At 45.5% G+C, this 22,546-nt stretch carries 17 protein-coding genes and 1 riboswitch; of the genes, 2 read left to right on the top strand and 15 right to left on the bottom strand.

Going from position 1 to position 22,546, the window contains the following annotated elements; all coding sequences use genetic code 11:
* Positions 1-23: 23 nt before the first annotated feature.
* The 5 genes from FQ608_RS22430 to FQ608_RS22410 form a co-directional block, all read right to left on the bottom strand.
* Positions 24-1,343, bottom strand: a complete 1,320-nt coding sequence (locus FQ608_RS22430; protein WP_158860740.1) for a Gfo/Idh/MocA family protein — start codon at positions 1,341-1,343, stop codon at positions 24-26.
* A 20-nt stretch (positions 1,344-1,363) separates the two neighbouring features.
* The gene (locus FQ608_RS22425; RefSeq protein ID WP_158860739.1) at positions 1,364-2,359 is read right to left on the bottom strand and encodes a formylglycine-generating enzyme family protein; all 996 of its coding nucleotides are present in this window, start codon (positions 2,357-2,359) and stop codon (positions 1,364-1,366) included.
* A gap of 336 nt (positions 2,360-2,695) precedes the next feature.
* Positions 2,696-5,515, bottom strand: coding sequence for an excinuclease ABC subunit UvrA (gene uvrA / locus FQ608_RS22420; RefSeq protein WP_158860738.1), 2,820 nt, complete (start codon positions 5,513-5,515; stop codon positions 2,696-2,698).
* A gap of 112 nt (positions 5,516-5,627) precedes the next feature.
* On the bottom strand, positions 5,628-7,772 hold the full coding sequence (locus FQ608_RS22415; RefSeq protein ID WP_158860737.1) for a PA14 domain-containing protein: 2,145 nt from the start codon (positions 7,770-7,772) through the stop codon (positions 5,628-5,630).
* Between the two features lie 155 nt (positions 7,773-7,927).
* A complete protein-coding gene (locus FQ608_RS22410) occupies positions 7,928-9,520 on the bottom strand; it encodes an ATP-dependent DNA helicase (RefSeq protein ID WP_158860736.1) in 1,593 nt (530 codons plus the stop codon).
* A 158-nt stretch (positions 9,521-9,678) separates the two neighbouring features.
* Between FQ608_RS22410 and FQ608_RS22405 the strand changes: the two genes are divergently transcribed.
* A complete protein-coding gene (locus FQ608_RS22405) occupies positions 9,679-10,761 on the top strand; it encodes an endonuclease/exonuclease/phosphatase family protein (protein WP_158860735.1) in 1,083 nt (360 codons plus the stop codon).
* Positions 10,762-10,765: 4 nt separating this feature from the next.
* Here the strand turns inward: FQ608_RS22405 and FQ608_RS22400 are convergent, their stop codons facing one another.
* The 7 genes from FQ608_RS22400 to FQ608_RS22370 all read right to left on the bottom strand — a co-directional run bounded on the left by FQ608_RS22400 (position 10,766) and on the right by FQ608_RS22370 (position 16,581).
* Complete coding sequence (locus FQ608_RS22400; RefSeq protein WP_158860734.1) at positions 10,766-11,695, bottom strand: sugar phosphate isomerase/epimerase family protein; 930 nt, start codon at positions 11,693-11,695, stop codon at positions 10,766-10,768.
* Between the two features lie 103 nt (positions 11,696-11,798).
* Entirely contained in the window at positions 11,799-12,455 is a 657-nt protein-coding gene (tenA, locus tag FQ608_RS22395; protein WP_158860733.1) for a thiaminase II, read from the bottom strand.
* The gene (thiD, locus tag FQ608_RS22390; RefSeq protein WP_158860732.1) at positions 12,439-13,272 is read right to left on the bottom strand and encodes a bifunctional hydroxymethylpyrimidine kinase/phosphomethylpyrimidine kinase; all 834 of its coding nucleotides are present in this window, start codon (positions 13,270-13,272) and stop codon (positions 12,439-12,441) included. The genes tenA and thiD overlap by 17 nt, the downstream gene beginning before the upstream one ends.
* Positions 13,269-13,913: a thiamine phosphate synthase gene (gene thiE, locus FQ608_RS22385; RefSeq protein WP_158860731.1), complete on the bottom strand. Its 645-nt coding sequence runs from the start codon at positions 13,911-13,913 to the stop codon at positions 13,269-13,271. Before thiE ends, thiD begins: the two co-directional genes overlap by 4 nt.
* Positions 13,903-14,700, bottom strand: a complete 798-nt coding sequence (gene thiM, locus FQ608_RS22380; RefSeq protein ID WP_158860730.1) for a hydroxyethylthiazole kinase — start codon at positions 14,698-14,700, stop codon at positions 13,903-13,905. The genes thiE and thiM overlap by 11 nt, the downstream gene beginning before the upstream one ends.
* A gap of 31 nt (positions 14,701-14,731) precedes the next feature.
* Positions 14,732-14,826: riboswitch (TPP riboswitch) on the bottom strand.
* 46 nt (positions 14,827-14,872) lie between these two features.
* The gene (locus FQ608_RS22375; RefSeq protein ID WP_158860729.1) at positions 14,873-16,027 is read right to left on the bottom strand and encodes a methionine aminotransferase; all 1,155 of its coding nucleotides are present in this window, start codon (positions 16,025-16,027) and stop codon (positions 14,873-14,875) included.
* A gap of 86 nt (positions 16,028-16,113) precedes the next feature.
* Complete coding sequence (locus FQ608_RS22370; protein WP_158860728.1) at positions 16,114-16,581, bottom strand: GlcG/HbpS family heme-binding protein; 468 nt, start codon at positions 16,579-16,581, stop codon at positions 16,114-16,116.
* A 111-nt stretch (positions 16,582-16,692) separates the two neighbouring features.
* Between FQ608_RS22370 and FQ608_RS22365 the strand changes: the two genes are divergently transcribed.
* A complete protein-coding gene (locus FQ608_RS22365; RefSeq protein ID WP_158860727.1) occupies positions 16,693-17,118 on the top strand; it encodes a secondary thiamine-phosphate synthase enzyme YjbQ in 426 nt (141 codons plus the stop codon).
* 213 nt (positions 17,119-17,331) lie between these two features.
* Here the strand turns inward: FQ608_RS22365 and FQ608_RS22360 are convergent, their stop codons facing one another.
* The 3 genes from FQ608_RS22360 to FQ608_RS22350 form a co-directional block, all read right to left on the bottom strand.
* Complete coding sequence (locus FQ608_RS22360) at positions 17,332-18,657, bottom strand: apiosidase-like domain-containing protein (RefSeq protein WP_158860726.1); 1,326 nt, start codon at positions 18,655-18,657, stop codon at positions 17,332-17,334.
* 66 nt (positions 18,658-18,723) lie between these two features.
* A complete protein-coding gene (locus tag FQ608_RS22355) occupies positions 18,724-20,715 on the bottom strand; it encodes a protein-disulfide reductase DsbD family protein (RefSeq protein ID WP_158860725.1) in 1,992 nt (663 codons plus the stop codon).
* Between the two features lie 359 nt (positions 20,716-21,074).
* Positions 21,075-22,475 carry a dipeptidase gene (locus FQ608_RS22350; protein WP_158860724.1) on the bottom strand — a complete coding sequence of 467 codons (1,401 nt, stop codon included), beginning with the start codon at positions 22,473-22,475 and terminating at the stop codon, positions 21,075-21,077.
* Between the last annotated feature and the right edge of the window lie 71 nt (positions 22,476-22,546).

Raw genomic sequence — 22,546 nt, 5'->3', positions numbered from 1 at the left:
TAAAAGTTATTTAGGAGAATTAATTAAACTACCTTGCTCTGACCTGGAATTGCAGAGGCATAAAACCCGTCACTATTGGGCACGTTTTTAGGCATCGCATCCCATGCGAGTCTATCTGGTTTAAGATTGATATCTGAATTTATGGCTTCGTCCCATGTCACCACTTTTCCGGAGTAGGTAGCATACCTTCCCAAAATAGAAGTCATGGTACTCTTTGCTCCATTTTCCGCATCAGCGAATTTATATTCACCTTTTGATATGGCCGCAAACAATTCGTTATGTTCTTTTTGATAAGGATTAATGTTGCCTTCCCCATTATGGTCATAGATTGACGAACCTTTATAATTGGAGATCCTACCTACGTGTCCGGCATTCATATATACTTTTCCGGTGGTTCCTTGGAAGCTTTCATCTACCCGGTTAGCTGCACCTGGGAAATGACGGCATTCGCTATGTATGACTGTACCATCCTCGTAGGTGAACAATACTACATGGTGATCAAAAATTTCTCCATGGTCTTTACCTCTTCTCACAGTTCTACCTCCGGTACCTTCTGCTTTTACGGGATATCCGTTTTTTACCCAGTTTGCCACGTCAAGGTTATGCACGTGCTGCTCTACGATGTGGTCTCCGCAAAGCCAGTTGAAATAGTACCAGTTTCTCATCTGATATTCCATCTCTGTCTGACCGGGTTGACGCTCACGCACCCATACCCCGCCGTCATTCCAGAACACCTGACCACCGATTACATCTCCGATCTGACCATCATGTACACGTTTAATTGTCTCTATATAGTTATCCTGATAATGCCTTTGCAAGCCTACCACAACATTTAGTTTCTTGGATTTGGCTTCTTCGGCAGCTGCCAATACCCTGCGAATGCCTACGGCGTCGGTTGCCACAGGTTTCTCCATGAATATCTGCTTGTTTTGACGCACAGCCTCTTCGAAGTGATCGGGGCGGAAACCGGGAGGTGCTGCCAATATTACAACATCCGCTTCCTTCATTACCTCCTTATATCCTTCGAATCCAGCCAGTTTTTTGCCCTCGGGCACAACCACTTTATCGGCTCCATATTTTTTCAAAATCCGGTCATAGGCTTGGTCCAGTCTATCTTGAAAGGCATCGGCCATGCCCACGAGCTGAATGTTATGGCCTGTCTCGAATGCTTGGAAAACAGCGCCGGTGCCACGGCCACCACAGCCTACAACGGCTATCTTAATGACATCGCTACCTGCGGCATAAGCGCCTGGAAGGGAAAATGGGCTAAGTAATGCCCCTCCGGTAAGAATGGCGGAGGTCTTTATAAAGTCCCGCCTTTGGTTATTTTTGGTAAGTTCCATTGGTATATTGATTTATAGTGTTAATAATCTTCTAAAGGTATAGTGCCAAAATAGGCAGCTATTTCCTCATCACTCGGGGGTGTCACAGGGCGGACCACACGCATTCCCAAAAAGGGGGCCTCTGGAAACCACCATTGGCTTTTTGGGATTTGAGGATCGATGCGCTTCCACGTAGCCGTACTGGCTATTCGGTTGGCAGATCTGAGGTCTTCGACGGGGCTTGCATAACTACCGCCCCGGATCACTTTTGGATAAAGTTCCTCATCCATGTGCAATGGGTTTTTAGTTCCCTTTGATTTGCGCATTTCATAGGCATCCGGAAGGTAATGGTCAATCGTCCATTCCTGTACATTGCCCAATATGTCATAGAGCCCCCAGGGGTTGGGATCTTTCTTGCCTACTTCCTGCGTAGCCCCCTGACTGTTTGCCGCGTACCAAGCGAATTTGTCCAAGTCAGCGGGATCGTCACCAAAGAAATACGTGGTAGCTGTACCGGCCCTGCTGGCGTATTCCCACTCCGCTTCTGTTGGAAGTCTGTAAAAAACCCCCGTTTTGAGGTAAAGCCAACGGCAATATTGAATGGCTCCATATTGTGTCATGCCTATGGCAGGCTTATTTTCTTTACCCATCCCAAAGGTCATATCCAAATACGGAATCGACGGGCGGCTTAACCCGTCTACTTCCGGGGAAAGTGGTGCTTCGCTAATCGAAGTCTCAAAATTCTTGTCAAGAAACAACTCAAATAGATCCCAGGTTACCTCATGGGTACCCATCCAAAATGGATCTAAAGTGACCTCATGCTGGGGTAACTCATCAGGGGCAGCCGCTGGGTTTCCTTTCTCAGAACCCATTATAAAAGTACCTCCTGGTATGGGGACCATGTCAAAGGTTATGGTTGTATTCGGGATAGGCTGGGTATAGGGTATGAAATCGTTTTTAGTCTGAAATGAAGTGATCCAACCGGTCGCGGACACAAAAATGACAACAAGAGCAAGCTTTGCACTGAACTTTAACATGGAGAAAAGGTAATTTCTAAGGTTATATTGGCAATCATCCCTTTTCATAAAGATATGGAGATTGCATGATTTTTCTAGGTGTGTAAATTACTGTTATTTTTTAACATTTGAAAATCCTTTTCCAGCAGTAAGGGGCTTACAGCCTAAAAATGATAAAAATCCACAACTATTCGCCCAACAAATTACTCAAAAGGCAGATTGCTACTCAACTCCGTGCAAGTGGTAACGGCCTTAGAAAGCCAAAAAGCGTAAGGATCTAAATATCACAACCATTAAAAAACGGAAGAATTCGGTAATTTTCATTTTTACCTACCACAGCTTCTTCCCCACATCGAATTAATTCCTGTGCATTTCTTTAAGATACCTGCCGGTGTAATTATCGGGAACTTCCATCAGTCCTTCGGGCGTGCCCTCGTAGGTGATGTATCCTCCCTTTTCGCCCCCTTCCGGGCCCAAATCAATGACCCAGTCGGCTGATTTGATGACCTCGGTGTTGTGTTCAATAATCAATACCGAATGCCCCTGATCGATTAGGGCATTTATGGAATGGAGCAATTTGCGGATATCATGAAAATGTAAACCCGTGGTTGGTTCATCAAAGATAAAGAGGATATGGTCTTTACTTTTTGATTCACTTTTTCCCAAAAAGGAGGCCAGCTTCACCCGCTGCGCTTCACCACCGCTAAGGGTATTGGAGGATTGCCCCATACCGATATAACCTAGGCCCACTTCCTGCAGAGGTTGGAGTTTGTTAATGATGGGAGCCTTGTCCGCAAAAAATTCCATGGCTTCATCAATAGTCATATCCAAGATATCGGAGATATCCTTATCCTTGTATTTTACTTCTAAGATCTCATGCTTGAACCGCTTCCCTTTACAAGATTCACAGGTTAAGTAGATATCAGCCATAAATTGCATCTCTATCTTCTGAGTTCCTTCACCCTGACAGGCTTCGCAGCGGCCTCCGTCTACGTTGAAGCTGAAAAATGCGGGCTTATAACTCCGCTGTTTGGAAATGGGCTGGTCCGAATAGAGGGTACGGATGGCATCATACGCCTTCACATAGGTCACAGGATTAGAACGGGAAGATTTCCCAATTGGATTTTGGTCCACAAATTCCACACGACCCACCTGCTTGATATCGCCTTCCAGTTTGTCAAACTTCCCGCTTTCATCCATTACAGTACCCAACATTTTGCCAATACCCGGATACAGTACCTTCTTGATCAGCGTGGATTTTCCTGACCCACTTACCCCGGTGATGACGGTCAATATTCCCAGGGGAATTTTTACGCTTAGATTTTTCAGGTTATTTTCTCTGGCACCCTTTATCCACAAGCTGTTTCTCCATTTCCGATTGCCGGATTTTTCACTGATAGTTTCATCCCCGTTCAGATACTTAGCGGTATAGGTTGTTCCGTCCGCAAGCAGTTCTGGCAAATTGCCCTGGAACATCAGGTTGCCACCATGTACTCCCGCATCCGGTCCAATATCTATAATCTGATCCGCTGACCGGATGATCTTTTCCTCATGCTCGACCACGATCACCGTATTTCCAAGATCCCTAAGCGATTTTAACACCTGAATCAGCCGGTCGGTATCCCGCGGGTGCAAACCTATGCTAGGTTCATCCAAAATATACATCGAACCCACCAATGCACTTCCCAAGGAGGTAGCTAAGCGGATTCGTTGGTATTCGCCACCCGAAAGGGAAGAAGTCAGTCGGTTTAGATTTAGGTATCCTAACCCAACCCTGTCCATATATTCCAGTCGGTTGGTAATTTCCACCAATAGCCGACTGGCGACCTTTGCCTCGGAGTCGGTTAAGCGGATGGTATTGAAAAACTGAAGGGATTTCTCAATGGGCATCAAGACCACCTCCGTGATGGAGGTGTTGGCGATTTTAACATAGGAGGCATCCTTTCGGATGCGCGTTCCTTTACAGTCGGGACAGGTAGTCCGCCCGCGAAACCGGGACAACATCACCCTGTACTGGATTTTATGTAGTTTGCTTTCCAAATAGGCAAAAAAGGCATCAATTCCTTTGAAGTAGCTATTTCCTGTCCACAGGAGCTCCTTCTCGGCCTCGGATAGGTCCTCGTAAGCACGATGTATGGGAAAATCGAACCGTATGCCGTTTTTCAACAAGGGCTCCAACCACTTTCTTGTGGTTTCACCCCGCCAAGGCGCTATGGCTCCTTCATACAGGGAAAGGCTTTTGTCGGGAATAACTAAATCAAGGTCTATACCCAACACGTTGCCAAAACCTTCGCAGGTCCGGCAGGCACCGTAAGGGTTGTTAAAACTAAATAGGTTGACGGATGGAAGTTCAAAACTGATCCCATCCATTTCAAACCGGTCACTGAAAACTCTCCGCTCCCGTCCGGGGATCAATACGATACACTCGCCGTGCCCTTCAAAAAAAGCCGTTTGCACACTGTCCGCAATGCGGTATTGGTTGTCTTCGTCTTCTTTTTTGACCGCTACCCGGTCAATCAGTATTTCATAGTCTCCTGCAGGAACAGATTTTTGACCCACAAGATCCTCCACATAATGTGCTTCTCCGCCAATCAGGATTCTGGTGTACCCTTTCTGGAGTAAAACTTCAAGTTCCTTCTCCACAGTCCGATCCGAAGCGACTTGAAGCGGGCAACTGATCATTACTTTTTCGTCTTCATCGAAGGTATGTATATAGTCTACCACATCCGTCACGGTATGATGCTTTACCTCATCCCCGCTAACGGGAGAAATGGTGCGGCCTATCCGGCTATATAGCAGTTTGAGGTAATCGTAAATTTCGGTAGTTGTCCCCACCGTGGAGCGGGGGTTTTTGGTGGTGACCTTCTGTTGTATGGCTATGGCCGGGGAAATGCCCTTGATATATTCCACATCCGGTTTTTCCATCCTTCCCAAAAACTGCCTGGCGTACGAACTCAGGCTCTCCACATACATGCGTTGGCCTTCGGCAAAAAGCGTGTCAAAAGCCAGGGAGGATTTTCCGGAACCGGAAAGGCCCGTAATAACCACCAGTTTATTTCGTGGAATGGCTATACTCAGGCTTTTGAGGTTGTTTACCCGTGCATTTTTGATGATAATAAATTTCTTGGTATCCAGATTTTCCAGCTCGGAAGTGTCTATTGTTGCCGTTTCTGCCATAACTTGCAAAGATACCAACTCAACCTGTCAAATGGGAATTTGTTGCAAAAAAAAACACGTCCCCGTTTAATTGGGAACGTGTAGGTTGTTGGTGAATATGACTATATAAAATCTACTTTTTAATAATCTTATGGGTTTTTCGAGAATCCTTTGTCACAACTGTGATTACATAATGACTGTTTTGCATCTGTGAAAAGTCTAACTCGTATATATTTTGGTCTATCTGTTCAAAATCCGCCCGGGTATTGACCCGTGCATCATGGCTTGTCACCTGAATCATCAATACTTCTTCGGCAGAGTAAAAACGAACCCGGTCGACTGTAGGATTGGGATAGGGAACCAATTTATTTCTTAAGGAATGGTTGTCTATCCGAATAGTTTCGGAGTAGTCCATACTTCCATCGAGATCAACTTGCTTAATGCGGTAGAAAGAACGCTCCCGCATAAATGCGGCATCGGATAACTGATAGGTGTTAGACTCGGTGCTGAATCCCTGTGCGGCTACCTCGTCACCTACGGGCGTCCATTCCTGTCCATCATAAGAACGCTCCACCGTAAAGTGGCTGGTGTTTTTCTCCTGAAGGGTCTCCCAAGTCAGGCAGTTACTTTCTCCACAGGCATTTCCGGATACTTGACCCCATTCTACAGGGAGGGCTTTGAAAACATGGGAAAAATAAATTTCCCTTGTCCAGGCTATATTATAATATTCTAGCCGGAGGTCTATTGTACCTTGCTCGAGGGCCTCATAGGTGATTTTTTGCTCTATTATAGGTTGACCTCTACCTCGATTCCACGTGTCTGGTGTTGCAGTAGTAACCAAGATATCATTTATAAAGAGTCTGTATCCATCATGTGCACGAACAGTAAATTCATAGGTTCCCGGCTGCACCTCAAATTTCCGAAGGAACTGAGCAGAAAAATTCGCTGGATGAAACCCGCAGCTCCCGGGTTGATTAGGGAAAAACTTGTAATCGGGACCGGGACTGGGGAACCTTTCATGAACGAGATCATCCTCACCTACAATGTGTTTTCCCATAAATCTGTGTGGATAGGTTCCAAAATAATCATCTTGGTTTCTCGCCACACCACTATAAAAATATCCATGCCACGCTTCTGTTCCATGATGATCAAGCCCACCTTCCGGATAGGCAATTGAATTCATGTTAATTTCTAGTATATTGGAATAGGTGGTAACCGTTTGATTTTCACTTCCTAATTCAACAGTACCAACGGCTCCTCTACGGTAATATTTTGTACCTTCATCCTCCCAATCGGGTGAATATCCCGGTATATCATATGTCGATCCAGTTTCGTCTTCTATTTTGGTCCAAGTCCCGTCAGGATCATCACTTAACGACCATTCCCAAAAATAGGAATCAAGAGTCCCATTTTCAAAGACTGCAGAACCCTGGGAAAAAAACGGATCCGGATCTGGGGTTACAGCACAATAGGTCTCTGAATCTGTTTTTAACACATTGTTGATACGTATTTCTCCCGGACCGTAATATAACTCCAAATTAAAGCTTAAGCGATTGACGTTAGTTTTTTCATAATAATTTAAATCTATAAAAATTTCATCACCGACATTAAGCTCCACATAATAATTTCGAATATTATCTTCATAGAGAAAATTATACAGACCATCGAAATATAACGTGTCTGATGGCTCCTTCACCCAGTTGTCGTGAATAAGATCATTCCCATTAACGTCTTTCAGCAATACATTAACTCCCAAAGGCTTCTTAAACATCCGCATATAAGACCCATCATCACTCCCAACGGTAACGAGATATACTCCTGTTTCCGGAACGACATAGCGAGCTCTCATAATAAGGCCGAAATGACTTCGTCTGACTTCACAGCCATCGTCATCCAATGGTGTAATTCCAGTTTCGAAGAAATTTGCATCATCTACATTACCGCCTCCACCTCCTGGAGGAGGTCCAGACTGTGCGTCATTTGAATCAAAATCGGTATCAAAATTTAAACCGTAAGTAGGAAGGAATTTATCTCCGTCACGCATCAAATATCCCTTATAATCACGCTGAGCGAAAAACTCCCTTCCGTTCCTGTCGCCATATGCATTGTATCCTGAATTCAACTGGAATACAAAGGCATTCCATGCATTCGTCGGATACACCACGTCCCAGTCATCGGGTAAATCCCTTTCACAGTCTAATTGGGCAAACAGCCCGCCACCTGTCAAAAACAAAAGTATTATACTTAAAATTGCTATTCTACATTTTATATTTTCCATAATTGCCGTATCGAAAAGAAAAAATTGATTTGAAATACGTTTTTGCTGTTACGTACAGCAAAAATATAGCTTCAATACAGAACTTCCAAATAATCAGGCAAGTATTTATTTAAAAATAGATAGAAAAATGCATTTGGTCACATGTTTTTTGAATCTTAACCTCTATTTTGGCTGTCGTTCCGGTCCATCAACCAGTCCTGTAGACGGAGAAATTGCCGCCATTTGGGGTACTGCCGGAAGTCCTCCACCTGCTGGGCTTCCTGAAAAAACTGCTCCGCCAGCCGGTAATTACCCGTCCTAAAAGCGCGGAAAGCATGGCGTAGACCTACCAATGCCCTTACCCGCTCCAATTCCTCTTCAATCTCGTCGGTATGGCTTCGCTGTGCGCTGAAAGTCAAGCTGTCCGCACTTACCTTCACACTTTCCATAGCTATCTTGGATTTCAACACCAATCCTTCCAAGCTGGTACACCTACTCAGAGCCACATAAACCTGTCCCGCTTCAAACGAACGGCCGATATCCAAGACGCAGCGCTCAAAGGTGAGTCCTTGGCTTTTGTGGACGGTGATGGCCCATGCCAGCTTAAGCGGAAACTGTACAAAGGTACCAATCACTTCAGAATCCACTCGTTCTTTTTTCTCGTCGTATTTGAACTCCACATTTTCCCAAACCTCCCTATGCACCTCGTATTGGAAACCTTTGACGTCCTCTACCTGAATGGTTTTATCCTCCATCTTGACCACCTTTCCCAACATCCCGTTGTAGAATTTGGACTCGGGATTGTTTCGCATAAAGATAACCTGGGCGCCGACCTTCAAGGTCAGGTCTATTGGATCAAAAGGAGCCATATTTGGCGGAAAATCATCCTTAAGCTCAGCCTTATAAACCCGGGGTTCTCCAGAAAGCTCAGCAAGTTTTCGGCTATTCACTTCCAAGATACTCTGATTGTGTGTGCCTAAAAGAATATAGCCTTTGTCCAGCAGGCTAAAGTCATATTGGGCACAGGTTTGATTCAAAAGGGCCAAGTCTGCGGCGGTATGCTGGCTTTCCCGGATCCGGTTTAGCAGTTCTTTAAATCGGAAATCCTTCTGTCGGTATATCTTCTCTAGTTCCAGGTGAAAGGGGCGGAGCTGCTGAAAGGCATGGGAACTGAAGAAAAACCGACTTTGGTAATAGGGGGAAAGCAGATTCCAGTCCTGTTCACGCACGATGGGCGGTAGCTGAAAGGGGTCTCCTATCAGGATCAACTGCACTCCCCCAAAGGGTAATTGCATTCTGCGCCGGAACACTCTCAGAATCTGATCAATGATATCCAGCATTTCCACCCGGACCATGGAGATTTCATCAATGATGAGGACATCCAGCTTCTTGATCACATCCAGGCGGCTTTTGGTAAACTGGAAGGTGGAGAAAATAGATTCTTTCTTGTTTTTGGCTGAGGGTTGTAGTCGCGCATCTCCGGGGAGGAACAGTTGGCGGGGATCGATACGGAAAAAGGAGTGAATCGTCCGGCCCTTTGCATTGATGGCGGCTACGCCTGTGGGGGCTACTACCGCCATGTTTTTTGTTTGATTGAGCCGGGTGAATGTGTGCAAAAAAGTAGTCTTCCCCGTTCCCGCCCTGCCTGTCAAAAACATCGACCGATCTGAGTAAAGAGCGATTTCCAATGCCTGTATAAACGCGTCATTGGAGGTATCTAACCCTTGTTTTTCAAATTCACTTTTCAAAAAATCTTTCAGGAATGACATGTTAAATAATTTGGGTTAATCTTTTAATCAAAAATGCGCCGGGATGGAGATAGAGTTGATTAGAAAATGAGCTTCATTCGCTAATTTAAAGGTAAATTTACTATAATTGTATATAAATTTCCAATGCTTAAAAAAATCGCCACCCCTGTTTTTCCCTTATGGTTGTAATTGTCGTACTGCAATGGCTCTTGGGTTCCCTTTCGCTTATCGCTTCACTCGCTTCCCTGATACGCTGGGATGATTGGTGGGTGAGGGTTTTTGATTTCCCGCGCATTCAGATTCTAGTGATACACTTACTTGCGCTAGTGTGTAGTTTCCTTGCGGATGGAATTAACGGAATATTTGAATCAGTTTTTGTCGCTGGCTTGATTCTGTCATTTGTTTATCAATTCTACAACATTTATCCTTATACCGTCTTTTCCCCTAAAGAGGTCAAGAAATACAAAGGTAAAGCAGATGGTCAGGATATTTCTTTACTAGTCAGCAATGTTTACACGCCCAATAGGGGATCGGAAAAATTAATCCGGCTTGTCCGGCAATATCAACCCGACATCCTCCTTACACTGGAGTCGGATAGGTGGTGGGAAAAACAGCTGAAGCCGCTGGAGGAAGATTATCCGTATACCGTAAAAGTGCCTTTGGACAATCTATATGGCATGCACCTGTATTCGAAACTTGAGCTACTTGACCCTCAGGTTTTATACTTGGTAGAAGATTACATTCCATCCATTCATGGCCAGGTATCCCTCAAATCCGGTCAAAAAGTGCAAATTCATTGCCTGCATCCCGAGCCACCCAGTCCGTCAGAGAGTGACACCTCTACCAGCCGGGATGCCGAGCTCCTTATAGTCGGGAAAAACACCAAAGATGAATCCCTGCCCATTTTAGTTTTTGGGGACCTGAATGACGTTGCCTGGTCCCGTACGACCCGCTTGTTTCGCAAAATAAGTGGTCTTTTAGACCCCCGAATTGGTAGAGGTTGGTACAATACCTTTCATGCCAAATATCCCTTTTTTCGCTGGCCCTTGGACCATATATTTGTTTCCGAACATTTTAAATTGCGGAACCTAAAGGTGCTTCCAACTATAGGCTCGGATCATTTTCCGGTATTTAGCCATTTCCACCTGCTTTCTAGTCCCAGTCCGGAAAACGAACCGGTGAACGAAGAGCCTGACCAGGAAGAAAGAGAGTGGGCGGAGGAAAAAATTGAGAAAGCCAACCCAAATATAGTCAGTATCTAATCACCTACTTCTCTTCCAGCGGTATATATTGGCTCAGGTAATTTCTGGCGGTCAGAATGGCCTTGCGCACATCTTTGGGGGATTTTTCAAAGGCTTTGTCCTCCACTTCAATACAACATGGGCCCCGGTATCCCACATCCGTCAAGGCAGCTACAAACTGCCCCCAGTTCACATCGCCTAGCCCGGGGATTTTGGGTGAATGGTATTCCAAGGGATTGGCCAGAATCCCTACACGGTTTAATTTCTCCTTATAGACTTTTACGTCCTTCAGGTGTATGTGGTGCAAGCGGTCTTTGTAGTCATAGATGGGCTGAATGGGATCCATTTGCATCCATACCAGGTGGGAAGGATCGTAATTCAGTCCAAAGTTTTTGTCCGGAATGATGGAAAACATCTCATCCCACACCGCTGGCGAAATCGCAAGATTCTTTCCTCCGGGCCACTCGTCATTTGTGAAAAACATGGGACAATTTTCAATGCCGATATTCACCCCCTGGTCCCCGGCAAATTTCACGATATCGGGAAAACGGTCCGCAAAAAGGCGCAGATTATCTGAAATATTGAGGGAGGGATTTCTGCCAATAAAAGTGTTTACCACCGGAATGTCCAGTTTGGCTGCTGCAGAAATAACCTTTTTGATATGGGCGAGAGCGTGGGTAGCTTTTTCCTGATCCGGGTCCAAGGGGTTGGGGTAAAAGCCCAGGCCGGATATGCTTACCTTCTTTTCTTTTTGATAGGCTTTAATGTGCTCAATCGAAGCTTCATCCAATGCGCCAACATCCACATGGGTGACTCCGGCGTACCGGCGTTCCGCTTTTCCTTTGGGCCAGCACATCATTTCCACGCAGCCAAACTGATGCTTTGCGGCAAAATCGATAACTTCTTCAAAACTGTTGTCGGCCAGGATGGCACTTACAAATCCTAATGTTAACATTCGGTTCTTATTTTTTCTGTTGATTGAAAAGCTGAATGCTAAAAATACGGAAATTACCCAAATACGCATAAATGCGTAGGTGATTTATCCGGAATAGCGGCAATCAGATTGGCCATTTTTCCTCCCAATATGCCCCGTCCCAAAACATCCATTCCAGTTTGGTGGCCATTTCAAAGGTTTGATACATTTTCTCTTGCAGATTTGGGGATGCTTTGGCCGCCAAGTTGTCGCAAATTGTGATGGCTTCCCTAACCGAATCTCCAAATTCTTCCCCGGCGTAGGTATTTATCCATTCTTGGTAGGGATTAGCCTGCCCAGAGATTTGATGGGAATAAATGTGGTCTCCTACTTTTTTGTATATCCAAAAACAAGGTAAAACCGCTGCCACAGCTTCCTCCACACTGGAAAGGGACGCTTTTGTGAGAAGGAATTGGGTGTATAAGTTAGTAGTCGGTGACGGGGCCGGCGTTTTTTCCACACCGAAAATTTTAAAATATCCCGTGTGAAGTGCTCTTTCGACTACGATTGCCCCCGAAGCAAAGCGGCTAAAGGCAAGCATGTAATCTGGATTCTCCATTCTGCCCGCAATTATTGCCAAGGCCCGTCCAAATTCCATCAGGTAATAGGCATCCTGCCCGATATAATAGGAAAATCTATCCAACGATAAGGAGCCATCTGTAAGCTCCTTATTGAACGGATGCGAAATAATTTTTTCGTAGAGGGGAGCTATCCGCTCCCAAGAATTAGTTGTCCAAGTCATGGCCTTTCATTTCTATGGGTTGAAAAAAATGATTTAATGGTCCGCTTCCGTTGCCGGTCCGAATATCTTTTCCGGCAAAAATTGCTTCCCAGACATACTCCCTTGCCCTAAGAACAGCCTCCTGCAAGGAAAATCCCTGTGCAAGACCCACGGCAATGGCCGAAGAAAGCGTACATCCAGTACCATGGCCGTTGTCGGTTTGTATGTAGGGAAGTTCATATTTCCGATACAGATTATACCCCCAGAGCAAGAGATCGGTAGCTATTTCTCCTTTTAGGTGACCACCTTTGACCAACACTGCGGGTGCGCCTTGATCATAGATTTCCAAGGCAGCATCCAGCATCTCATCGGTTTTCGTGATTTCCTTTTTGATCAGAATTCCAGCTTCATCCAAATTTGGAGTTATCAGGGTGACAAGGGGGAATAGCAATTCCTTTAAGGTGTCAACCGTTTCACCCTGTATAAGTCGATCCCCACTTGTGGCGACCATGACCGGATCAAATACCACCGGTATTTCCGGAAACTGGTTTAAGCAGTCTGCTATCACCTGCGCAACTGCGGGTCTGTCCACCATGCCTATTTTAATTGCCCGGGGTCGTATGTCTGACATCACGGCTTCCAGCTGGGAGGATATGTGTCCAATAGGAATGGGGTGAATATCCCAGACACCGGTTGTGTTTTGTGATGTAACTGCCGTTATCACCGATGTCGCGTAGCAGCCTAAGGCGGAAACAGTTTTGATGTCCGCCTGAATGCCCGCACCTCCGCTGCTGTCAGAGCCGGCTATAGTGAGGACGGAAATATATTTTTTATTCATCTCGATGTTGCTTTGGTTATCGCTTCGATAAAAGATGCGGCTGCCTTTCCAGGGCTAGGTGCGCTGCAAATCGCAGACACAACGGCAAGGCAATCGGCACCGTTTGAAATAACATTGGCCGCATTTTGGGGATTTATGTTTCCAATGGCTACCAAGGGCTTTTTTGTTTTCCCCCGAAGCCATCCAAGGCCTTCCAAACCCCATTCTCCCAAAGTATCAGATTTGGTAGGCGTGGTGAAAATGGGACTGACCCCATAATACCAAGCACTCTCAGCACCATTAGCGGTCAGGTCTTCTCTGCGGTCCAAAGACAATCCAACAGGAAAATCTTTGCCCAATTGGCATTTAACGGCCTCGATAGAAATATCCTGTTGCCCCACATGAATGCCCTGTGCCATGACCATTTCGGCTACTTCTGGAAGATCGTTGATAATTAAGGGGACTTCGTATCTGCTGCAAATTTCCATGCACCGCTTGGCTTTGTCCACAAATAACTCCGCAGGCAGGTTCTTTTCCCGCAACTGCACAAGATCCACACCCGCCTTTAGTGCTTCTTCCAATACCCAGAAAAAATCTCTTCCCAAGCAGGCCGCCTCATCGGTGACCAAGTAGAGTTTAAACGGGAATTTTTCAATGTTCATGGATAGTGATTTTAAGGGAATCTGCCAGTTGGGATTCTGTGAGGTTATATAGTGCGTCATAAAAGTGAAGTTGTAAGGTGCCGGGTCCCTTGGATTCTTTCGCTGCGATTTCTCCAGCCACTCCCATTACGGCCATAGCCGAAATAGTTGCTTGAAAGGGGTCCTTTTCCACGCCCAAAAACGCACCAATTAAGGCAGATGCAGTACATCCCATACCCGTAACTTTAGCCATCAGCAGATCGCCATTGGCTATTTCAACCACTAGGTCCCCATCGATGATATAATCTTCTTTTCCGGATATACAGACCACGGCTTTGGTGGTGACCGAAAGCCGTTTTCCTGCCTCAAGGGCCTCCTGAGACGTATTTGTACTGTCTACTCCTTTGGATTCTATATTCTCCTTAGCCATTGCTAGAATTTCGGAAGCATTCCCTCGGATGACGGTTGGATGAAATTCCAATAATCGGGATAGTGTCTCATTCCGAAACGGTGTTGCTCCGGCACCCACGGGGTCCAGTACCCATGGTTTCTTCATTTCATGGGCTTTCTTGGCAGCAATTAGCATGCTTTCCACCCAATATTCATCCATGGTGCCGATGTTCACTACCAACGTCTGCACGATTCCGATCATGTCTTCAGACTCTTTATGTGCATGAGACATTATGGGAGAGGCTCCCAAGGCCAACAGAGCGTTGGCTGTATTATTCATGACAACGAAATTGGTGATGTTGTGAACTAGGGGAGAATTTTCCCTGACTTTCCGTAAGTTTGATAGTACAGCCTTCATGAGGGTAGGTTAAAAAACTTCGGGGATGTCTGTCAGACAGGCAACTTTTCCCTTCGCCGGCATTACCCGTATCAGGTTCACAGGGTATGATCTCAGTCCAGTTTAAGGACACCCCTAAAGTTTAAAGTTCGTAATGTTTGTATTTCTAGTAGGGATAAAAGTAAGGCATATTTTACAATTTGCAAAGAATCTCCCCGGCTTTATCCAACATCCAATCATCTTTGGCAAAGCAAAAGCGAAGCAGTTTATCGTCTTTTTTATCCTGATAAAAAACCGAAACGGGGATGGCCGCTACTTTGATTTCCTTGGTGAGCCTAACCGCCAAATCATAATCGTACTCATCGGTTATTCGGTCATAGGATACGATTTGAAAAAAACTTCCCTTGGAAGGCGTAAAGGTAAACCTTGAGTCCTTGATAGCGGCATTAAACCGATCCCGTTTCTTTTGGTAAAATTCAGGTAGCCTTAAGTAGTGGCTGGGGATTTTCAGGAAATCGGCTAAGGCATACTGCATGGGGGTAACTGTACTGAAGGTAATGAATTGATGGATACGCCTAAACTCGTCCGAGAGCTCCTTGGGTGCCAGACAATAGCCAATTTTCCAGCCGGTCATATGATACGTCTTACCAAAGGAACCGCAGACAAATGACCGCTCACGAAGAATCGGGTGTGTCATCATGGAATGGTGCAGCTCACCGTCAAAGACGATGTGCTCGTACACTTCATCGCTGATAATAAAAATATCTTTATCCTTAACAATAGCGGCCAATTGCTCCAAATCCTGTCGGCTAAGCACAGTGCCTACCGGATTATGGGGAGTATTGATCATTATCGCTTTGGTCTTTGGGGTAATTTTGGTACGGACAAGTTCCCAGTCGATGGCAAAATCCGGAGCATTGAGGGTGATGTACACGGGGACGCCTCCATTGATATCAATGGCAGGACGGTAACTATCATAGGCCGGTTCGAACAGGATCACCTCATCGCCCGGATGCACCACCGCCGTTACTGCACAGAAAATTGCTTCTGTAGCTCCGGAGACGATGGTCACCTCGGTGTCGGGATGATAATCTACTCCGTAGACTAGGGAGGTTTTTTCTGCCAAGCTTTCTTTGAGTGGTGTAATGCCGCTCATGGGAGAGTACTGGTTAAAGCCTTTTTTCATGTAGTGATCCACCAATCCGGTCAGTTCCGGTGAGCAGTCAAAGCTTGGAAATCCTTGGGAGAGGTTGAAGGCATTTTCGTCTGCGGCCAATTTGGACATCACGGTAAAGATGGTCGTCCCGGCGTAAGGCAGTTTCGTTGGTATGGAGAAGGTTTTTGTCATTGTTCATATAGAATGAAGCCCTCCTGAGATTTGCTAAATCGTACATCTACTCCAAGGGGGCTCCATTTCCACTACTAATAGATTAATTATTTTAATGCTTCAGCACCTGCTGCGGCAATGATGCCATCCTGAGCCGATGTGACTCCAGAGATGCCAATAGATCCGATGACTTGGCCGTCATGCATAAGCGGAAGCCCCCCTTCTACGGCAGCGACGCCCAAACTCATGATGTGCACGTTTCCACCTTTAACTCCGTCTTCAAAAACTTTTGTAGGACGTCTAAATTTTACAGCTGTTTCTGCTTTTTTCTGGGCCACGTCTATGCTTCCGATTTGGGTACCGTCCATTCTGCGCAGCAAAACCAAATTTCCACCGGCATCCATGATCACAATGACCACATTCCAGTTGTCCTGCCTTGCCCGCGCTTCGGCGGCATCAGAGATTTTCTCAGCATCTGCCAAGGTAAGCATTTGCGCATTTTGGGCTTGAAGATAATTCGGGTAGGATACAAGTCCAGTGAGAAGCAGTAATCCGAGTATTGCAAATTTTTTCATAGGTAGGGTGTTTAATTGGATAAAGTAGATTAGTGTTGGCTTAAAGATAAAAAAAATTAGGACAAAGCGGAATTTTATATCTTTGGGATTCAGTTAAAATCGTAGTAAGCTATGGAGTTCCTTCAAAAAGAAATAAAATTGCCGGGTTATAGTAGGGGTTTTCATCTAATTACCCAGCAAATTGTGGATAACTTCCCGGAGATGCGGAAAATCCGTAAAGGCATGCTGCAGGTCTTTATACAACATACCTCCGCAGGCCTTACAATCAATGAAAATGCGGATCCGAGTGTGCGAACCGATTTTGACAGTTTTACCGATGAGCTGGTACCTGAGAATTTCCCCCGCTTTATCCACACTTATGAAGGCCCGGATGACATGCCAGCACACATTAAAAGCAGTATTTTCGGCTGTTCTGTCCAAATTCCCATTACTTCCGGCAGATTAAATCTCGGGACTTGGCAGGGAATTTATCTGGGGGAATTCCGCAATCGTGGAGGGAGTCGAAGATTGGTACTTACTGCTTTTGGGTCTATATAATGGTCTCATTCCAAAAATATCCGTACTTAAACCGCTTTTTCCCCTGTTATCCACAATTTTATCCACATTATTTTCGACTTTCAGTAGCATGGGCTAAATGTTTGAAGACAGGGAATATAAACCTCCTACTATCATTTCCCTTTTTATTAAAATTATGGCTGAAGGTTGGGGGATTTAGACAAGTTTTAATCTTTTTAGACCAACATTTGATGCCTAAAATTCAATATCCAAAGCAGCAAACAAGCTTTTGTCGATGACCAAAAGCAAACGGTCAGGAGATTCTGCCGTAAGGTTACGGGGTTTGAATGTAGTCAGCCGCGGCTCAATTTTTTCAGAAACGGCAGTGATCTTATTCGTAGCTGGTTCAAACCAGAATGCTACAATTTCTCTGCTTTCAAGAAGTTGCAAGTTTGCTCGGATTCGCCTTCCCGCCGGACTGTAGGTTAGGGCAAATTTCCTATGTCCGTCGACCATCGCAACTATATAGCCAGCAGTTTTCCAGTTAAACCCACCCAAAAACTCAGGAGCCGACCGAAGCCGTTGCCAAGGCAGTCGATCAAAAAAAGACTTCATATACCCCATCTGACGGGAACCGGGAAGGTCCATGGCCTGGAACCACGGCATTTCCGCACCGTGTAAGGGTGTTTTTCCGGGACGAAACATCTGCCAAATCTCATTGCAGCCGTAAGTATGACCAGCTGCGCCAGAGAGCATATTCCAATATGCCGCCCGCCTTACATCGTAAGCATCAAGCCTATTTCGATGGATCTTGTTAAGAAAATTGGGGATATTTTCATAGCCGGGTTCTCCATCTATTACCGGCCGCTTTGGCACAGCTGCTAAGGCTCTTTTAGTGAAACGGTATTCCCTGCACCCTTTCATGTGGTATGACTGAAACATGTCCACTTCCAGCCAACTCTCTTTTCCATAAATTCCAGAGGCGATATTCCCTCCTTTTGGGTGCATGGTCATCAGCTGTTTTGCTCCGCCCCTCCGAATACCCAGGGACATTTGGCAAACAATTTGGTAATCCTCGGTATTGGCTGGTAGTCGGTCACCTCCCATTATCCAAATAATGTTGGATACATCTGAATATCTTCTTCCCAAATACTCCCCGTAGGCGAACGCATTTTCCGGAGTAAAAACCTCCGGTCCCACTCCCCATGCCTTATTGTATTTGTCCCCCCAAGTGGGCAACAGGCCCATATAGATGCCTCTTTTGGCTGCCTCATCTACGAGAAAATCCACATAGGTGAAATAGGACTCGTTAGGTTTCAAGGGATCCTGCTCTATCAAGGGAAGGTCACCCAGCGCATTGGGATCTGTGAGGCCATCGAGTTCGGCTAGGATGACGGCCTGCACTACATTGAAGCCTTTGTCCGCCCGGTCCTGCAAATAATGTAAGGACTCCTCCTTATCCAGGCGGTGAATCAGCTCCCATGCCGTATCACCCAACCAAAAAAAGGGTGTTCCGTTTTCCGTAAGCAGATATCGGTTATCTGGTGAGATTTTTAGATTTGGGAGGGAAGTGGGAAGCATAATCGAAATAGTTGATTTCTATTTTTATTTCAAAGATACATAAACGTAAGGCTCCCTAAAAACCCCCTATCGATCAAATGCCGCCTTGGCATCATCCAAAAATTTTATAAACCGCAAAATATCGGTATCATAAGCTTTTGGCGGTTGGAGTTTTTTCTCATCATGTCCTAATATCACATAATAAGGTTGGGCATTATTGTCAAAACGGGTAATTTGAAAGTCAGCGTTTTGCTTTCCTATGGTCTGTTTGACTTTGCCGTCGTAGCTGGATGTGTACCATTCCATTTCTGGAAGTTCATACCGCTCATCAATATACAGTGCTACAACCACAAAATCCTCCTTTAGGCGAGTCAGCACCCTCGGGTCAGACCAGACTCGCGCTTCCATCTCCCGGCAATTTACACAACCGTGTCCGGTAAAGTCTATAAACAGTGGTTTCCCTTGACGTTTGGCGGCGGCCATGGCTTGGTCATAATCAAAGTAACCCTGTATTCCATGTGGAAAATGTAGGAAATCGCTATACTTAGGGATCTCATCCAAGGTATTGGATGCGGTACCTCCACCGCCTTCCCGACTGTATCTGACCATGTCAAAATCATGTGAAGACATCGGGGGAAGATAACCACTAAGAGCCTTTAACGGAGCACCCCACATACCTGGTATCAAGTATATCACAAATACAAAGGTGGCAATTGCAAGCATCAGGCGCGGTACACCAATATGTTCCATCGGACTGTCGTGCGCCAAGCGGAGTTTTCCAAGAAGATAAAGCCCCATCAAAGCGAAAATCACTATCCATATGGCCAAATAAATCTCCCTATCCAAGATTCCCCAATGGTACACCTGATCGGCAATACTCAAAAACTTAAAGGCAAGGGCCAATTCCAAAAAGCCCAACACCACCTTGACAGAATTTAGCCACCCACCTGATTTAGGTAGAGAATTCAACCACTCAGGGAAAATCGCAAAGAGAGTAAATGGTAGGGCAAAAGCCAGCGAAAAGGCAAACATTCCAGCGATAGGCTTCAGCAATTCGCCTCCTGCAGAACTGATAAGAATTGATCCAACAATGGGGCCTGTACAGGAAAAGGAAACCAAAACCAGTGTAAAGGCCATAAAGAAAATGCCTGCCAATCCCCCCTGATCTGCTTTGGCATCAATTTTATTTACCAAGCCGGTTGGCAACGTGATCTCAAACATGCCCAAAAAAGCAAAAGCGAAAAAGAGGAAAACAAGCGTAAAGAAAATATTAGGTGCCCAATGGGTACTTAACCAATTGGCAAACTCAGGACCCTGTACGGCCGCCACCAGTGTGCCGGCAACGGTATAAATGGCAATAATGGAAAAACCGTAAATAAAGGCATTACGGATAGCTTTCACCCTGGAAGTAGACCTACCAGTAAAGAAAGTCACCGTCATGGGAATCATAGGGAAAACGCAGGGCGTCAACAAAGCAGCAAGTCCGGCCAAAAAAGCGATAACCATAAACCCGATGATCGATTCAGCAGGTTCCGATTCATCCCCATCGATCAGCGCGTCGGTGGGTTCGACTTCTTGATCCGAATCTCCCAGTACCGCTGCCGATTGACCTATAGCCAGTGCAAAATCTTCTTCGTAGTTAATACATTGATTGGTGACATCGGAGCACATTTGATACTCCAAGCTTCCCTTTAATTCAGTAAGAGTTCCTTTTACCAGAAGAGTTTGGCGGTATTCTCCTGATTTTTCAAAGTAGTTTACATCCCCCTCCCAGATGTCATCGTACTTGGTTTTGTGTTCGATGGCCCGCAACTCTCCGGAAAGTTCAAATTCCTCCGAAGGCTCAAGGTTTAAAATAGTCAATAAAGGCCCCAAATCCGGGTCAAAATCATTGGTATAGACATACCAGCCGGGAGGAATAGCTGTATTGAATATAAGTTCTACCTCATCTCCTACCGCGGGAGTTTCGGCAGATAGCGACACCTCCCAAGAAGGGGGTGAAATTACCTGCGCCGCTGCCGAAAAATTAAGACCTATTCCTACTAAAAGACCAACGATTACCGGTATCCAACTTTTCATGTGTTTATAATTGTTTTTCAGTTGCCACATGGAATCTCGCAATTATAATCATCCCTCCGTGCGTCGCCTGCGTCATGCTCGATTTCATCTGTTTATAATTGTTTTTCAATGGTCATAACTTGCCCCGGTTTATCTGGATAGCCTGTCCCGAATTTATTCGGGAAAATCTCGCAATTATAATCATCCCACTGTTTGTTGCTGGCGTCATGCTCGATTTCATGGGAGCCTATTCAATTTCTTGTTTATGATGCTATAATAAAGAAAGGTGGGAGGCTATTAGTTCCCCCCACCTCTACTATTAACTCGGAATATGCATAGGAATTTCTGCTGCGGGCCTAAATACAGGATCCGGGTTTAACTTAGTTACCCTGCTTTTTTCCATACATACTAGAGAAATGCTTGAAGAAAAGGGCAATGGTCTCTATACCCATAAAATAGTTTTTTACCCCATAATGTTCATTTGGAGAATGGATGGCGTCGGTGTCCAATCCAAATCCCATCAATATCGGATCTAATCCAAGCTCTTGCTGAAACAGTGAGGTGATGGGGATAGAGCCTCCCTCCCGAGTTGGGATAGCTTTTTTTCCAAAAGCCTCTTCAATCGCTGCCTCAGCCGCATAGTATCCTATCGAATCCGTCGGAACCACGGCAGCTTGCCCTCCATGATGAGGCACAACCTTTACCTTGACTGAAGCGGGTGCAATGGCCTTTAGATGATTTTCAAACAGCTTTGCAATTTCCCTGTGATCCTGATTGGGAACTAGGCGCATGGATACTTTCGCATAAGCTTTGGATGGAAGGACGGTTTTGGCGCCTTCTGCGGTATATCCACCCCAAATGCCGTTTACATCCAGGGTTGGTCGGATGCCAACACGTTCTATGGTCGAGTATCCTTTTTCGCCGGAAGTTTCCGCTATATCCAGTTTCTTTTTATAATCTTCCTCCTCAAAAGGTGCCTTATTTAATTGAGTACGATAGGCCAAATCATATTCCTCCACCTTGTCATAGAATCCAGGGATGGTGATTTTATTGTCCTCATCGTGAAGCGAGGCTATTAGTTTGCAAAGCACATTGATCGGATTGGCGACAGCACCGCCGTAAGTGCCACTATGAAGATCCCGGTTGGGCCCGGTAACTTCCACCTGCATATAGGCCAACCCACGAAGACCGACGGTCACTGATGGGTGGTCCATGGATATCATGCTGGTGTCAGAGATCAGTACCACATCCGCCTGAAGTTTCTCCTTGTTGGCCTTGACAAACAGGTCCAGGTTTTCTGACCCAACTTCCTCTTCCCCTTCAATCATAAATTTGATATTGCAGGCAAGCTGATTCTTGGCAAGCATGGATTCAAAGGCTTTCACATGCATGTAAAATTGCCCCTTGTCATCGGCAGATCCCCGGGCATAGATGGCTCCCTCAGGATGGCTATCGGTCTTTTTTATTACTGGTTCAAACGGTGGCGAATCCCATAATTCGTAAGGATCAGCAGGCTGTACGTCATAATGCCCGTAAATCAAAACCGTAGGAGCTGTGGGGTCAATTATCTTTTCTCCATAAACGATGGGATATCCGGCTGTCGAGCAGATTTCGGCTTTATCAACTCCGGCTTTTTCCAGACTTTCCTTTACGAAGGCAGCTGCCTGATGCACATCTGACTTAAATTTGGGGTCGGCACTGACGGAAGGGATTCGGAGCAAATCCAGCAGTTCGTTTAAAAAGCGTTCTTTGTTAGTTTCGATATAGGCTTTGACTGACATAAAGGGATATATATAGTTTCATCTGTTTATAATTTGATTTTTAACGGTCAGATGGAATCTCGCAACGATAA

Origin of the sequence: Lunatibacter salilacus (genome assembly GCF_009797935.1) — a bacterium.
GTDB classification, from domain to species: Bacteria; Bacteroidota; Bacteroidia; order Cytophagales; family Cyclobacteriaceae; genus Lunatibacter; species Lunatibacter salilacus.
Note: the sequence above shows the minus strand (reverse complement) of the source record. Positions and strands in the feature narration are given on the sequence as shown.